Raw genomic sequence first — 14,318 nt, forward strand, 5'->3', positions numbered from 1 at the left:
ATACTAATAAATAAACACCATCAGAAATAATATATAATATTCTAAAAGGTAAAATAGAAAGCAACCAAATTATTGGGTAAACAAGTATGTAAATAAGTAAATCCATATTAATAGATGCAAATATCGCATTTAATTTTTGTTTCTTGATAAACAATTAATTCAATATCATCAATTTTTTATACATTCGTGCAATCGTCTAAAAATAATTTAAATGAATATAGATAAAATACTGTTAATTCTAATTATTGCTAATGTAATTGCCTCGATAAAGGGTTTTAGTGATCGTATATTTTTTGACAAGTATAAATTTCAGATTGGAGCCATTAATAAAGGTGAAAAAATTAGAATGTTAACTTCAGGGTTTTTGCATGTAGATTACTTGCATTTAATTTTGAATATGTACGTTTTGTACATTTTTGCACCAATTATAATCTTAAAATTAGGAGTGATTAAATTTTTAATTCTATATTTTGGAAGTTTAATTGTTGGAAGCGTTTTAACCCTAACATATCATAAAAACGAATTGTATTATACTGCCGTTGGTGCTTCTGGAGCGGTTGCCGGTATTATTTATGGTTCAATTTTATTGAATCCAACCATGAGTTTAATGATTTTTCCTTTACCAATACCTATTCCAGGGTATATTTTTGGAATTGGTTATATTCTTTATTCCGTTTATGGAATGAAAAAGAAATTGGGCAATATCGGTCATACAGCGCATCTAGGAGGAGCAATTGGTGGCTTTTTATTAACATTATTAGTGTATCCAGAAGTTTTTTTAAACAGTACTTTTACAGTTGTAATTTTAGGAGTACCAATTGTGTTATTGTTACTTTTTGGAAATCGTTTAAAATAACCTTTTTAAAATAAAAAAAGCCAAACTTTTGTTTGGCTTTTTTTTGAGCGAGAGACCGGGCTCGAACCGGCGACAGTCAGCTTGGAAGGCTGAAGCTCTACCAACTGAGCTACTCTCGCATTTTGGTGAGGCAAATATACAATCCTTTTTAACTTTAACAAACGTTTTTTTAAGAAATTTAAAATATTTTTGACTTGTAAGATTTAAACTTTTAAATGATACTATTTTAATGTTTATTTTAAACATTATTTGAATTAATTTAATTTCAATAAGTTCAATTTTAATACTAAATTAGCTGTTATAGTTATTTTTTTGAAGGCTGGTAATATGGAACCAATCCATAGAATAATATAAGCTACATTAAATAAACGTTTTTTATAAAATTAGAAATGATAGAAATTAAAAATATTAGTGCACAAGAAACCTATGCCATTAGATTAGAAGTTTTAAGAAAAGATATAGATTTACCCTATAAGTTTAATGGAGATTTAGATACGGATACTTTTCATCTTGGCGCTTTTAAAGATGACAAGCTAATTGCCGTTTCAAGTTTTATGAAAGTAAAAAACAGTCATTTTAAAGGTTCTCAATTTCAATTAAGAGGGATGGCTACTTTAACAAAATATCAAGGTTTTGGACTTGGAAAACAGTTAATTATAAAAGCTGAGGAGATTTTAAAGCCATTGAATATTAATTGTTTATGGTGCAATGCACGTATTATTGCAGTTAATTTTTATAAAAAACAAGGTTTTAAAACTTTTGGAGAGAAATTTGATATCCCATTAATTGGAGATCATTATATTATGTATAAATATTTAACTTAACGATGCTACGATATTTTTTATGTTGTTTTATTTTAATGCTGAATTTTAAAGTTTTATCTCAGAACCAATATAGTGTAAAGGCATTAACTGGTAGAGGAGATTTGACCTTGGTCGGCACATCGATTAAATTGCAAAAGGAAGCTTTTAATGCTTTTCAAGAGATGAAAGAAGCTGCTTTAAAAGAAGCTGTCACTATTAAAATTGTTTCTGGTTACAGAAGTTTTAGTCGTCAAAAAAAAATTTGGAATAGAAAATACAATTTATACATATCACAGGGTATAATGCCAAATGCAGCATTACAAAAAATAATTGAATACTCGACACTTCCCGGTTCTTCAAGACATCATTGGGGAACAGATATTGATATTATAGATGCTTCGGTTAAAGCTCCAAATAATTTATTAGTTGAAAGTAATTATGACGAGGATGGTCCATATTTTGAACTAAAAAAATGGATGGATAAAAACGCTGAATCTTATGGGTTTTATTTAGTTTATACTAAAAATTCAGACAGAAAAGGGTTTAAATACGAACCTTGGCATTATACCTACAAGCCTTTATCTGAACCTATGCTCAAAGCATTTAAAAAAATAGATTTAATTGCATTTTATAAAAATTTAGAATTAAATGGCAATCAATATTTAACAAAAGTATTTTTAGCTAAATACACTTCAGAAAATGTTTTGGATATAAATCCAAGTCTATTAGATAATTAACATTTTGAGATGGAAACTTATTATTCAAAAAAATAGATTAAATTTGAGTGTTTATTAAAACAAACAAGAAGTCGTTAATTAATTTTTAGTCATATCACCCTATTACATGATAAAAAATAGTGCTTTTTTAATTCTATTTCTAATTACTTTTAAAAGCAGTGCTTCTATTTTTTTTAGTAACCACAAAGATATTCCTGAAAATCCTAACAATAAAAATGTAGATTCTATTCGAGTTGCAGAAATTATTGAAATTGCAAATACACATTATTATTCAGAAAAAATAGATTCATCGTACTACTTTTATGCAAATGCTTTAGAATTGGCTAAGAGTATTGATTCTAAAGCTCAAATAGCCGAATGTCTATTTAATATTGCAATATTTCATCAGGAAACGTATAAATATAATAAAGCCATTGAATATTTTAACGAGGCACTCATAAATTATGAAGCGTTAAATGAATTGAAAATGGTAGCCCAAATTAAAAATTTAATAGGATATAATTACTCAATTTTAACAGAAGGAGACAAAGCAATTGATTATTATTTTAAATCTTTAATACTTTGTCGTAAATTGAATGACAAAATAGGTGTAGCCTATAATTTTATTGATATTGGAAATTTATATTATGAAAATGAAAATTATAATTTTGCAAAAAAATATTATAATGATGCCTTAGATATCTATATAAATTTAAAAGATACGCTTGGTATTTCAGCAACCTATACAAATATTGCAAACGCAATTACAGATTCAGATGCTACTTCTAATGCTGTTGAATATTATTTTAAATCTATTGAATTACAGAATGTTATAGAAGATGTAGAAGGCATTGCATTAAATTATAATAATATTGGAGATTATTATATGAAATTAAATAAGTATGAAGATGCTAAAATTTATTTTAATAAAGCTCTGGATAAAACAACTGAATTATATAATAAAGAAGATTTAAAAGCATTAATTTATTTTAATCTTTCAGATTTGGAAAATAGCGCTGAGAATTATGATAGCGCAATATTTTACGGAAATAAAAGTCTGGACATATCTAATAAATTAGGTTTGTTAGAAATAAAAAAAGATAACCTAAAAAACTTGTCTTTTGCCCATGAAAAAAGTGGCAATAAGTTAAAAGCTTTAGATATTTTAAAGCAATATACTGTAATAAATGACACTATTTTAAAAACCAATAAAAGAAAAAAAGTTCTGTTATTTAATGCTTTGAATAAATTAGAAGAGTCTAATTTCAAGATTAATAAACTTTCATTAAAAAATGAAAATGAAAAGAAAATAATGTATTTTTTAGTTATTGCAATTTCAATTTTTGGTTTTTTTGTTGTGATTTTAATTTATCAGCAAACATCAAAAAAGAAGGCCTATAATTTATTAGAATTTAGAAATTATCAAATTCAAAGAATGAATGAAGAAATTAAACTTCAAACAGATAATTTAAAATTATTGAACGATACTAAAGATAAATTTTTCTCAATTATTGCGCACGATTTAAAAAATCCATTTAATTCTATTAAAGGTTTTACAGAATTGTTGATAGAAAACATTGCAATTTATGATGAAGAAAAACGACTTAAATTTTTAAAAATTATTAAAGGTTCAACAACCAAGGCTTCAGATTTATTAAATAACCTATTAATTTGGGCAAATTCACAATCGGGAACTATAAAATTTTATCCAGTTAAAATAGAATTGGTAAAACAAGTTTCGAATGTTATTTCTTTGGTTGAAATTCAGGCAATGAATAAAGATATTAGTCTTTACAACAATGTATATCATAATTTATATGTAAACGCCGATGTGAATATGTTAAATACAATTCTTAGAAATTTATTATCTAACGCAATTAAATTTACAAAACCAAAAGGTGAAATTCATATAAGTTCAAGTTTTAAAGACAATTTTGTAATTATTTCAATTAAAGATAATGGAGTAGGTATGACCCAAGATTATATTGAAAATTTATTTAATATTGAAAACAAAAATTGTGGTATAGGTACAGCTAACGAGCAAGGATCTGGGCTTGGTCTAATTCTCTGTAAAGATTTTATTGAAAAAAATGGCGGTAAAATTTGGGTTAAAAGCACGTTAAATAAAGGTAGTGAGTTTCTGTTTTCTTTACCGGTTTATCAAGAATAACTTTTTTAAGTTAACTTCTTTTGCCTTTTTTTTTCAAGGGTATCTTCTAATATTTCAAATAATTGCATTTTAAGATATTTATAACTACTTATAAATTTATTTATTTTTAAAGCTAGATTGGTATGTGTTTCTAAAAAGTTCTTCTTACTTTCATCATCTCGATCAATTAATTTTGATATTTGAACTTCATGCTTTAGTACTTTTTCTTTAAGACTTATACAATCATTCTTTTTTTCAAATATTTCTTTAGTAAATTCTTTAATGCGCTCATGTAAACCTGCATCTAAGCAATCAATATATTTTGCACCCAGTAGATGCTTTAAAAATTGAATTTCATAACTAATAAAATCTATTTCAGAGAGCCATGTTTTAGAATTTTCATGTAATTCTTCAATTGATTTATTATTAGAGTTCCCATTTTTTCCATTTTTTAATATTGTCTTCATTTTTATAGATTTTAATAAATTATGTATTATAAAATTAAGGACTATTCGGTGCGTTAAAAATGATGTACATCATTTTAGAGCAATTGTGCTTACTTTTAATAAATTAAGCAGGTAATAGTGCATAAACATAGTTGTAAATAGTATTTTTTAAATTATTATAGGTTTCTATAAAAGTTAGTATTTCATCCTCGATCTTGTTAAATTCATTTACAAGTTGAATATATTTTTTTTGAATTTCCTCCTTCTCATTTTTTGTTATTTGCTGTTTTAAGCGAGATGATTTCTTTAAAATCAACAATCTTTTAGACTCAAAACTATCTAAGTTTTTACTATAAATTTGAATGTTTTCGAACAAGTTTCGAACATTTGATTGAAAAGGGTAGGTGTTTATAATTTTTTTTAAGAATTCAATTTCAGTTTTAAAAAAAGCTAAATATGAAACCCATATTTCCAATTTATATGCAAAGTCCTCTGCATTTTTAATAAAATTATCATTGCTAAAATTCAAATCGGTTGTCATACTTCATTAATTAATGATGCTCTAAGTTACTTTAGAATTTCAAGTTCTAAAATGATATTCATCAAGCCTGGAAACTAGTATTTTCTATATTTTCTTTAATTATTTCGATAGATTTTTTTTAAAATTGAGCAAAATCATTTTAAAGACTTCATACTATATATAGCTTTATAGAAAATAAAAACATAAAGTGTCATGAAAAATTTACTAATTATAATTTTTTTCCTTCAAATTGCTACTTCAAGTATTGCACAAATAATGAATGATGTTGATGAAGTTTATCCATTTCAAGAAGATTTAGCTGCAGTACAAAAAAACAATCAATGGGGATTTATTAATAAACAAGGCGAGTTAGTAATTGATTATAGAAGTGATTTGGTAGTGTCAAATAATCTAAACAATCAAGGTGAATTGAGCTCTTATCCAGTATTTAAAGATAACAGATGCCTAATTAAAAAACTAATAGATGAAATTTATTATTATGGTTACATAGATAAAACAGGTACAATAGTTATAGTTCCGCAATTTTTAAACGCTACCAATTTTGAAAATGGACATGCACTAATTATTGCTCCATCTTTAGAAGTTATTGGTTTTAATAAGCTCTTAAATAAAAATATAATTTCTTCTAATATTGAAGAATTTGTAATAAATACTATGGGTGAAAAAGTACGGTATTTAGAAAACCCTTTTAAATATAATTTGCAAAAAAGAAAATCTATAGTACCGCCAGTATTTCATTCTAAATTTATTGCACCAGGAATAGTTGCAGCACAAAAACACGATATGAAATGGGATGTTTATCAATTTTAACTTAAAAAAAATAGTATGTCACTAAATTTCAATCAATTTGCAGCAGAAGCGAATTCTTTTTTAAAGGAGTATACGAAAGAATTAAACCTTAAGAATGACACAGATAAAGCAGGCAGAATTTTAACATCTGTTTTGCACGGTTTACGTGAAATTATTTCAATACAAGAATCTTTACAATTAATTGCGCAGTTTCCAATGTTTTTAAAGGCAGTATATGTAAATGGATGGTCTAGCCATAAGAAAAAAAGGGTTAAAAACATGGAAGAATTTATAGATTTAATTAGAGATTTTAATGGTGTAACTGCCTTCCATGATTTTGAAAATGAAGAACAGACAGAAAACTACATACACACTACTTTTATTCTATTGCGCAAGTTTATTTCTTTAGGAGAAATGGAAGATATTAGAAGTGAGTTACCAAAAGATTTAAAATCTATAGTGTATCATAATTTTATGTTCTAAAATGTTTAAAATGAATGCAATAAAAGAAATATATAAAGAAATAGATTTAAATGTTGATTCCGTTAAATTAAAAGGGAATTTACGTTTGGCCGACAATAGCAAAGGAATTATTATTTTTTCTCACGGAAGCGGAAGCAGTAGGTTAAGTATTAGAAATAATTATGTTGCAGGTTTGCTATTAAATATGGGTTTTTCTAGCCTGCTTTTCGATCTTTTAACAACTACAGAAGATCTTATTTACGAAAACAGGTTTAATATTAAGTTACTTTCTGGTAGATTAGCCAAGGTTACAAAATGGGTGCGATCTAATGAAGAAACTAAACATTTAAGCATTTGTTATTTTGGAGCGAGTACAGGTGCAGCTTCTGCATTAACAGCAGCGAGTATGTCTGATAAATTTATTAAAGCTATTGTTTCTAGAGGAGGCAGACCAGATCTTGCATTTGATGTACTTGACAAAGTTAAGACACCAACTTTATTATTAGTTGGAGCAAAAGATGAAGCGGTAATTGAATTAAATAAAATTGCAAAAGCTAAAATATCAGGTATTTGTGAACTTAAAATTATTGAAGGAGCTTCTCATTTATTTGAAGAAAAGGGTAAATTAGAAATTGTAGCCAAACTTTCGGGAGATTGGTTTAATAAATATATATGATGTTTAAAAATAGAGAAGAAGCAGGTGATTTATTGGCTGATAAATTGGTGAATTATAGTAATAAAAAAGATACTGTAATTGTTGCAATTCCTAGAGGTGGTGTTCCTGTAGGATACCAAATTTGTAAAAAATTAAACCTTCCATTAGAAATTGTTCTTTCAAAAAAAATAGGACATCCTTTTAATAAGGAATACGCAATAGGAGCCGTAACGTTAGATAGTTATATTTTAAGTGAAGCTGTGCCAGGAATTTCAAATAAATATGTTGAAAAAGAGATTAAAAAAATAAGAGGTATTTTAAAACAAAGGCAACAGCAATTTTATGGTACTAAAAAGCCAATTAATTTTAAAAATAAAACTGTAATTATTGTAGATGATGGTGTTGCAACAGGAAATACCTTAATTGCGAGTATAGAACTAATTAAACTTGCAGTACCTTTAAAAATAATTGTAGCCCTTCCAGTAGCTCCTCCTTCAGCATTAAAAAAGATTAAAGCCTTACCTGCTGTAGATGTGACTATTTGTTTGTTAGAACCTAGAGGTTTTCAGGCTGTTGGTCAATTTTTCGAAGTATTTACACAGGTTGATGATTCTCAAGTTATTGATTTGTTAAAAAAAGCGAATGCAAATTTAAAAATAGATAAGCTCCATTTTTAAGCAAAGGGTTTCATTTCTCCTTTTCTTTTGTTTAACTGTACTTTTAAATCGCGAATAGTTTCGTCCGTAGCCTCTTCAAAAGTTTCTTCGTTAGAAAATGCAACTATTTTTGGTCCTGGAAGACTTAACTCTATCCGGCAGATTTTCCCTTTTCCTTTTGGGTCTTTTTCTAACTTATAAAATGCTTTCGCAGCAATAATCCAATCAAATTTTTTGCTAAGTTTTTGAAGTTTTTTAATTACCAGAGCTTCAATAGAATCATTGGTTGGCATTTTTTCAAATTGTACGCTAATTGTCATAGTTTTATTTTTTAAGTTAAAATAAGAAACAGGGAATTTTTTCAAGTTCCCTGCTTCCTTTTAAAGAGTTTAATTTTACCATTTAAATTTGCCTTGTTGAATATATTTTATTTCAAAATTAACCCAAACAAATGCAATTAAATAGTGCTTTATACTCTTTAATAAACTGCATAACACTTTATGCAGACTTTCTCTAATTCATTTCAACTATAATAAGAAGAAGTTGCTTAAAAGGTTTTATTTATAGAAACAGTAAATCAATCTAATCTTTTACAAACGGATTTTTTTTTACCGCTAATAACTACTTCATTTTTTTAGACAACTTCTTCTAAAAGAGGTTCAATATTTAATGTTCTAACAATTTATAAAATTGTTTTTTTTCATTAACCACATTATAAATCTACTAATTAATAACTATTGAAACTCTTCATTTTTTTAAGAAACAGGAAGTCGAAACTTCCTGTTTCCCTTATAAGATTTTAAGTGTGAACTAACCATTCAAACAATTTTAAAACTGATTTTTTTACAAACAATACTAAAATTATAACCTATAAACACCCTCTTAAAACCTTAACTTTTTTTAATGCTTTTACATTAAATGTTTTTAAAAAAGTTTAATTTAACTATCAAAGAACTTTTTTTATTTATTACTCAAAAGTAGGGTGGAGTTTTTAAAAATCATATGATTGTCGTCAATTATAAGTATGATTGTTATCAGCTATTGTATTAAAACAAAATTATGCCGTATCCCATATTTAAAAGAAAAATTCCAATAAAAAATAATAAGATATATATTACTTGTATAAATTTTATATTCATATAATTTATCCAGGATATAGTATGTTGTGGAAATATAAATAATGCCAATCCATTTAACAGAGCAAACCAACCTATTAGCGTAATGATTAATCTGTAATCACCTTTCCATAAATTATGGAATAAGATGTTTAGTAGCCCAATAATTATGGATAAAAATGAAATAAGAATTGTAAATTTCTGATCTTCGAGATCTTTAATTATTTGGACACTTCTTTTAGGGTTGAAACTTAAAATAAAGAAAAAGATAATTAAGTACCAACCCCAAAATTTTGCTAAAAAAAGTGATATATTTTCCATAATATTATAATTTATTCGTGCAATACAAGAAATGGAATTTCTATATGATAACTGATTTCTTCAACAGTAGGTTTAAATAAAATACGTTGAAAAAGGCTTAGGTTTTTTGCAACCATTATAATTAAATCAATATTTCTGCTTTCAACAAAACACTGTACACCATTTTCAACTTTTTTTGATGTAACTCTATGGAAACTATGGTTTTCATCTAAAAAATAATCGTTTAAAAATTCTCTGTTTCCCAATTGAAATTCAGACAATGTTTCGTTTTTCTTAGTTACATGTAATATTCTAATTGAAGAGTTATACATTTTTATAAATTCAGAAATATTTTTTAAAATTGTAGGTTCGTAAAAAATGTTATAATCCGTTGGAAATGCAATTTCTACAGGAATTTTAAAGACTGCTTTTTCGGGAATTATTAAAACCGGACATTTAACTTTTGTTATTAAATCGCCTGTATTGCTTCCAATAATTACTTCAGCTAAACCCGAAGCACCTTTAGTTCCCATCACAATTAAATCAATTTCTTTTTCTTTTACCTCTTCTCTAACTGCCTCTATAAAAAAATTGTATTTAGAAATTGAGAAAAAATGATGGTTTGGATTGGGAACTTTTTCCTGAATCTTTTTTTGCAGTTGTTTTAATTCTGTTTTAGCTTGCTTTAGAAGTGTGTTTTCAAGTACAGTTTCTGTTGGAATTATAGGCACATCTCCGGCAGCATAATTTGGAATTAATGTTACGTGTAATAAATAAAAATTACAGGGAGTTTTTTTAAAAAAACGTAATGCATATTTAATTGCATTCCAAGAGTTTTCTGAAAAATCGGTAGGTATTAGTATATTTTTCATCTTTATAAGGTATTGAATGAATACTCTAATTTAAGACTGAAAAACAACGTGTTAAATGATAATTATCAATTCTAACAAAAGATTGACCTAATTAATCTTTTTTAATTTATCAAGATTAATAATTTTTATGTTTCTTCCTTCAATTTCTATAATACCTTCTTTTTTAAAATCGGAAAGTGTTCTAATGAATGTTTCAGTTGCAATTCCGGCAATACTTGCTAAATCGCTTCTAGAAATTTTAGGATTATCGGTCGGAGATTTTTTTATTTTTTTTGAAAATTGTAAAATGGTACTTGCTGTTTTTCTTCTAACGGAACTGTATGCCATTTCTAATAAATGTTCTTTTATTTCAGATACATTATCAGATAAATAATCTATTAATTCTAATGTTAAAAAATGGTTTTTTTCTAATAAACTTTGAAGTTCATTTTTTGTTAACCTAAAAGTTGTTACATTTTCAATTGCAGCTGCAGCTTCTTTGTAATTTATATTATGAGTAAAAGATGTAAACCCAAAAAAATCATTTTCTTTATTAATAGAAGTTATTAATTCTTTGCCTTGTTCGTCTATTTTATATGTTTTAACCACCCCTGTATTAATTAGGTAAACGTAATTAGAGTTGTCTCCTTCATTATAAATAATTTCATTTGGTTGAAATAAAAACTCTTCAACATTTTCTGTAAAATAGATTCTTAATTGCTCTATTGTTCTTATTTCATTTGGTTGAAATAGAAACTCTTCAACATTTTCTGTAGCTATTTGAGTTATTTGTTTTTCTTTATTTTCATTAAATATGGCCACTTTTGCCAGACGACTTTCAATAGCACTATAAATTTCAGATTCATCAAAAGGTTTTGTTATATAATCATCTGCTCCCAAATCCATTCCTTTTCTCATATCTTTATATTCTGTTTTAGCCGAAAGGAATATAAAAGGTATTTGTTTGGTTGATTCTTCTTTAGAGAGAATATGCAGCACACCATAGCCATTTAATTCGGGCATCATAATATCGCAGATAATTATATCAGGCAGGTGCTTTTTTGCTTTAGCCACACCAGTTTTACCGTTTTCGGCAGTAATTACTGTATAGCTTGCGAGTTCTAATAGTTCGGCTGTGTTTTCTCTAACAACCGTATCGTCTTCAATTAATAATACTTTTTTCATAACGTGTTGTTTATTATAGGTAGTTTAAGTGTAAAGACAGAACCTTTGTGTTCTTTACTTTTAAAACTAATGGTTCCGCCTAAATTTTCTACATGGGCTTTTACAATGCTTAAACCAATTCCCGTACCTTGGGTGTTGAGTGCATTTTCGGCTCTGAAATAACGATTAAATATATAATTTTGATCGTTTAAGGGGATTCCAATTCCTGTATCAATAATTGCAAATGAAATATTTTTTCCATTCTTAATTATTTTAACGTCTATGGTTGAATTTTCTGGGGAATATTTTACAGCGTTATACATTAGATTAGATAAAATTAGTTCTAAAATAATTTTATCTTGTTGTAAAATAAAGTTATCGATGTTTTGAGGTATGTTAATTTTTTGTCCACTTTTTAAGAGTATATTTGTATTGTAAACAACTTCATTTATAACGTTACTTAAATTAAATTTTGTGATTTTATAGTTTACTTCGTTAGCATCTAAACGTTCTACAGATAAAAAATCGTTTAAAATATTATCTAAATAATGTACTTTACTTTCTATTGTTTTTATATGTTTTGCTCTTCTGTTTTGTTCACTTTTTAGCTGGTATTTATTTAATAACATAGTTGAAGTTAAAATACCACTTAAAGGTGTCTTAAACTCATGAGAAACTAAGGTTAAGAATTTGGTTTTAAGCTTGCTAAGTTCTTGCTCCTTTTTTAGAGTAAGTTTAATTTTATTTTCTGCTTGAACTCTTTTAACTATTTCTTTTTTATAGTTTAAATTAAGCAGTTTTAATTGTTTTATTGTGTTTTTTAGTTGAAAGGTTCTTTGTGTAACTTGTTTCTCTAATTGCGTATTTAAAGTCTCAATTTTTTTTTCAGTTTTTTTTCGAAGGGTAATATCTATTAATAAAGCAAGCACAAAATTATTGTTTTCAACAGAAAAGGGGTTTAAACCAATTTCAATAGGAAACTGTGTATTATTCTTTTTAACACCTCTTAAATTGGAATTGTGTGTTATTTTTCTAATGTTATTACTATTAATAAATTTAGAAAAATGATGTTTGTGAACATCAATGATTTCTTTAGGAATTAAAATGTCTAATTTTTTATTAGATAGTTCTTTTTCATTATAACCAAACATTGATTCTGCTGATGAATTGGCCGCTAAAATAGTTTGAGCCTCATCAACAATAATTACTCCTTCTGGAATTGCTTCAAAAAGAATATTAAAAATATTTCGATTTTGAAAAAACATACAACAAATTCTAATCCATTATGGATATTAAATTTCGGAAAAAAATTGTTAACAATAGAATATTTTACACTTTATTTTTATAATTAATTGATAATTATCATTTTGTATTGTTAGTTAAGGCTTTAAATTTATGTTGAATATCATTTTCAATTGTGCTATTTAAAACAAATAATGAGTGACTAAACAAAATAATAAGAAATGCTCACCTTTAAAAATTATAATATTGCAGATTGGTTTTCATTTTACAGAATTGCGGCAGCGCCTTTATTAATAGTTTTGTTAATTTTAAATGAAAGAAACCTTTTTTCGTGGTTTTTATTAATAAGTTACTGTACCGATGCTATTGATGGTTTTATTGCCAGAAAATTACAAATTACAAGTCCTAGAGGTTCGCAGTTAGATTCGTTTGGAGATCAAATTACGTTTACACTTGGTTTGATAGGAATTTTAATTTTTGAGTATGATTTTATTAAAACTAATTATGTGTTAATAATTATTTCATTTTCTCCCTACCTTATTCAAATGTTAATTGCTTTTATAAAATATGGAAAGGCAACCGCATTTCACACATATTTAGCAAAATTATCTGCCATTGTACAAAGCGCTTTTATACTTTGGTTGTTGTTTTTTGAACCAATTTACTGGCTATTTTATGTAATGATTCTGATAGGAATATTAGAAACTATTGAAGAAATTACACTTATTTTTATGTACGATAATTGGGTGGCTGGTGTTAAAGGAATTTACTGGGCAATAAAAGATAAACGTAGAAATAAAAAAACATAAATTGTATGCGAAGTTATCCACTTTATATTATAATTTTATTGTGTTTGTTAATTCTTATTATTGATGTAGTTACTTTTTATTGGTTGCTTTCTATAACACAACTAATTCCTTTTTCTTTTTTAAAAATATTAATTTATATTTTTTTTTGGCTCTTTACTATAGGTTTAATTAGTTCAATTATTTTTTTAAAAGTAAACCTAAATGCATTTAATCCACACAGAAAACAATTAATTACTTCCTGGTTATATGGGTTGGTAATTTCGTCTTTAATCCCCAAATTAATTTTTATAATTTTTAGCACCATAATTAATATAACCAATACTTTTTTATCTGATGCAGTTTCTTTAATTGTAGTTTCATTTATGGGTTTATTTGCTGGATTTTTACCTTTTTTTATAATCGTTTATAGTATTTTTAGAGCCTTATATCGCTTTAAAACACATAAAGTTACAATTAGGTTTAAAAAATTAGAAAATGATTTAGAAGGATTGAAGATAGTTCATATTTCAGATCTTCATTTAGGAAGTTTTAATTTTAGATATCATATTTTAGAGAGGGCAATTCTTACAATAAATGAGTTAAAACCCGACTTTATTTTTTTTACAGGAGATTTGGTGAACAATTATGCCTGGGAATTAAAAGGTTGGAGCACTGTTTTTAAGCAATTAAAAGCAACTACTGGTAAGTTTGCAGTATTGGGAAATCACGATTATGGCGATTACAGTTCTTGGAAATCTAAAAAAGCCAAATTAACAAATCAAGAA

General features: G+C 26.3%; 16 protein-coding genes, 1 tRNA gene and 1 pseudogene. 10 read left to right on the plus strand and 8 right to left on the minus strand.

Features of this window, described 5'->3' with window-relative positions:
* Positions 1 to 106, minus strand: a pseudogene (locus AB1Z17_RS09075) (lipid A biosynthesis acyltransferase); the annotation flags it as partial.
* A 105-nt stretch (positions 107 to 211) separates the two neighbouring features.
* On the opposite strand from AB1Z17_RS09075, the gene AB1Z17_RS09080 reads away from it, so the two are divergent.
* The gene (locus tag AB1Z17_RS09080; protein ID WP_368051487.1) at positions 212 to 856 is read left to right on the plus strand and encodes a rhomboid family intramembrane serine protease; all 645 of its coding nucleotides are present in this window, start codon (positions 212 to 214) and stop codon (positions 854 to 856) included.
* A 46-nt stretch (positions 857 to 902) separates the two neighbouring features.
* Here the strand turns inward: AB1Z17_RS09080 and AB1Z17_RS09085 are convergent.
* Positions 903 to 975 (minus strand) — tRNA-Gly (locus AB1Z17_RS09085).
* A 270-nt stretch (positions 976 to 1,245) separates the two neighbouring features.
* Here AB1Z17_RS09085 and AB1Z17_RS09090 point away from each other — a divergent pair.
* The 3 genes from AB1Z17_RS09090 to AB1Z17_RS09100 all read left to right on the plus strand — a co-directional run bounded on the left by AB1Z17_RS09090 (position 1,246) and on the right by AB1Z17_RS09100 (position 4,545).
* Positions 1,246 to 1,680 (plus strand): GNAT family N-acetyltransferase, encoded by a 435-nt coding sequence (locus AB1Z17_RS09090; protein WP_368051488.1) that lies wholly within the window; start codon positions 1,246 to 1,248, stop codon positions 1,678 to 1,680.
* 35 nt (positions 1,681 to 1,715) lie between these two features.
* Positions 1,716 to 2,396 carry a M15 family metallopeptidase gene (locus AB1Z17_RS09095; protein WP_368051489.1) on the plus strand — a complete coding sequence of 227 codons (681 nt, stop codon included), beginning with the start codon at positions 1,716 to 1,718 and terminating at the stop codon, positions 2,394 to 2,396.
* 106 nt (positions 2,397 to 2,502) lie between these two features.
* On the plus strand, positions 2,503 to 4,545 hold the full coding sequence (locus AB1Z17_RS09100; RefSeq protein ID WP_368051490.1) for a tetratricopeptide repeat protein: 2,043 nt from the start codon (positions 2,503 to 2,505) through the stop codon (positions 4,543 to 4,545).
* Positions 4,546 to 4,550: 5 nt separating this feature from the next.
* Here AB1Z17_RS09100 and AB1Z17_RS09105 read toward each other — a convergent pair whose 3' ends face one another.
* A complete protein-coding gene (locus AB1Z17_RS09105; protein ID WP_368051491.1) occupies positions 4,551 to 4,991 on the minus strand; it encodes a hypothetical protein in 441 nt (146 codons plus the stop codon).
* Between the two features lie 103 nt (positions 4,992 to 5,094).
* A complete protein-coding gene (locus AB1Z17_RS09110) occupies positions 5,095 to 5,511 on the minus strand; it encodes a hypothetical protein (RefSeq protein WP_368051492.1) in 417 nt (138 codons plus the stop codon).
* Positions 5,512 to 5,703: 192 nt separating this feature from the next.
* Here AB1Z17_RS09110 and AB1Z17_RS09115 point away from each other — a divergent pair, with 192 nt between their 5' ends.
* The 4 genes from AB1Z17_RS09115 to AB1Z17_RS09130 are packed head-to-tail and all read left to right on the plus strand — an operon-like array spanning position 5,704 to position 8,094.
* Complete coding sequence (locus AB1Z17_RS09115; RefSeq protein ID WP_368051493.1) at positions 5,704 to 6,321, plus strand: WG repeat-containing protein; 618 nt, start codon at positions 5,704 to 5,706, stop codon at positions 6,319 to 6,321.
* A gap of 15 nt (positions 6,322 to 6,336) precedes the next feature.
* Positions 6,337 to 6,783 (plus strand): DUF2267 domain-containing protein, encoded by a 447-nt coding sequence (locus AB1Z17_RS09120; protein WP_368051494.1) that lies wholly within the window; start codon positions 6,337 to 6,339, stop codon positions 6,781 to 6,783.
* Between the two features lie 10 nt (positions 6,784 to 6,793).
* On the plus strand, positions 6,794 to 7,438 hold the full coding sequence (locus tag AB1Z17_RS09125; protein WP_368051495.1) for a dienelactone hydrolase family protein: 645 nt from the start codon (positions 6,794 to 6,796) through the stop codon (positions 7,436 to 7,438).
* Positions 7,435 to 8,094, plus strand: a complete 660-nt coding sequence (locus AB1Z17_RS09130; protein ID WP_368051496.1) for a phosphoribosyltransferase — start codon at positions 7,435 to 7,437, stop codon at positions 8,092 to 8,094. Before AB1Z17_RS09125 ends, AB1Z17_RS09130 begins: the two co-directional genes overlap by 4 nt.
* Here AB1Z17_RS09130 and AB1Z17_RS09135 read toward each other — a convergent pair.
* The 4 genes from AB1Z17_RS09135 to AB1Z17_RS09150 form a co-directional block, all read right to left on the minus strand.
* Positions 8,091 to 8,393 (minus strand): HPF/RaiA family ribosome-associated protein, encoded by a 303-nt coding sequence (locus AB1Z17_RS09135; protein WP_368051497.1) that lies wholly within the window; start codon positions 8,391 to 8,393, stop codon positions 8,091 to 8,093. The two genes, AB1Z17_RS09130 and AB1Z17_RS09135, sit on opposite strands and share 4 nt — an antisense overlap.
* A gap of 1,127 nt (positions 8,394 to 9,520) precedes the next feature.
* Entirely contained in the window at positions 9,521 to 10,360 is an 840-nt protein-coding gene (locus tag AB1Z17_RS09140) for a universal stress protein (RefSeq protein WP_368051498.1), read from the minus strand.
* 87 nt (positions 10,361 to 10,447) lie between these two features.
* Positions 10,448 to 11,524, minus strand: a complete 1,077-nt coding sequence (locus tag AB1Z17_RS09145) for a response regulator (RefSeq protein ID WP_368051499.1) — start codon at positions 11,522 to 11,524, stop codon at positions 10,448 to 10,450.
* Positions 11,521 to 12,768, minus strand: coding sequence for an ATP-binding protein (locus AB1Z17_RS09150; protein ID WP_368051500.1), 1,248 nt, complete (start codon positions 12,766 to 12,768; stop codon positions 11,521 to 11,523). Before AB1Z17_RS09150 ends, AB1Z17_RS09145 begins: the two co-directional genes overlap by 4 nt.
* 198 nt (positions 12,769 to 12,966) lie before the next feature.
* Here AB1Z17_RS09150 and AB1Z17_RS09155 point away from each other — a divergent pair, with 198 nt between their 5' ends.
* The gene (locus AB1Z17_RS09155) at positions 12,967 to 13,554 is read left to right on the plus strand and encodes a CDP-alcohol phosphatidyltransferase family protein (protein ID WP_368051501.1); all 588 of its coding nucleotides are present in this window, start codon (positions 12,967 to 12,969) and stop codon (positions 13,552 to 13,554) included.
* A 5-nt stretch (positions 13,555 to 13,559) separates the two neighbouring features.
* On the plus strand, positions 13,560 to 14,318 hold a 759-nt coding region (locus tag AB1Z17_RS09160; RefSeq protein ID WP_368051502.1), incomplete at its 3' end, for a metallophosphoesterase.

It is taken from the genome of Lutibacter sp., from assembly GCF_040883305.1.
Taxonomy (GTDB): Bacteria; Bacteroidota; Bacteroidia; order Flavobacteriales; family Flavobacteriaceae; genus Lutibacter.

Coding starts and splice junctions, on each gene's coding strand:
- AB1Z17_RS09095 (WP_368051489.1), top strand. CDS start 1,716: ATGCTGAATTTTAAAGTTTTATCTCAGAACCAATATAGTGTAAAGGCA.
- AB1Z17_RS09080 (WP_368051487.1), top strand. CDS start 212: ATGAATATAGATAAAATACTGTTAATTCTAATTATTGCTAATGTAATT.
- AB1Z17_RS09155 (WP_368051501.1), top strand. CDS start 12,967: ATGCTCACCTTTAAAAATTATAATATTGCAGATTGGTTTTCATTTTAC.
- AB1Z17_RS09100 (WP_368051490.1), top strand. CDS start 2,503: ATGATAAAAAATAGTGCTTTTTTAATTCTATTTCTAATTACTTTTAAA.
- AB1Z17_RS09120 (WP_368051494.1), top strand. CDS start 6,337: ATGTCACTAAATTTCAATCAATTTGCAGCAGAAGCGAATTCTTTTTTA.
- AB1Z17_RS09135 (WP_368051497.1), bottom strand. CDS start 8,393: ATGACAATTAGCGTACAATTTGAAAAAATGCCAACCAATGATTCTATT.
- AB1Z17_RS09115 (WP_368051493.1), top strand. CDS start 5,704: ATGAAAAATTTACTAATTATAATTTTTTTCCTTCAAATTGCTACTTCA.
- AB1Z17_RS09125 (WP_368051495.1), top strand. CDS start 6,794: ATGAATGCAATAAAAGAAATATATAAAGAAATAGATTTAAATGTTGAT.
- AB1Z17_RS09145 (WP_368051499.1), bottom strand. CDS start 11,524: ATGAAAAAAGTATTATTAATTGAAGACGATACGGTTGTTAGAGAAAAC.
- AB1Z17_RS09110 (WP_368051492.1), bottom strand. CDS start 5,511: ATGACAACCGATTTGAATTTTAGCAATGATAATTTTATTAAAAATGCA.
- AB1Z17_RS09130 (WP_368051496.1), top strand. CDS start 7,435: ATGATGTTTAAAAATAGAGAAGAAGCAGGTGATTTATTGGCTGATAAA.
- AB1Z17_RS09105 (WP_368051491.1), bottom strand. CDS start 4,991: ATGAAGACAATATTAAAAAATGGAAAAAATGGGAACTCTAATAATAAA.
- AB1Z17_RS09140 (WP_368051498.1), bottom strand. CDS start 10,360: ATGAAAAATATACTAATACCTACCGATTTTTCAGAAAACTCTTGGAAT.
- AB1Z17_RS09090 (WP_368051488.1), top strand. CDS start 1,246: ATGATAGAAATTAAAAATATTAGTGCACAAGAAACCTATGCCATTAGA.
- AB1Z17_RS09150 (WP_368051500.1), bottom strand. CDS start 12,768: ATGTTTTTTCAAAATCGAAATATTTTTAATATTCTTTTTGAAGCAATT.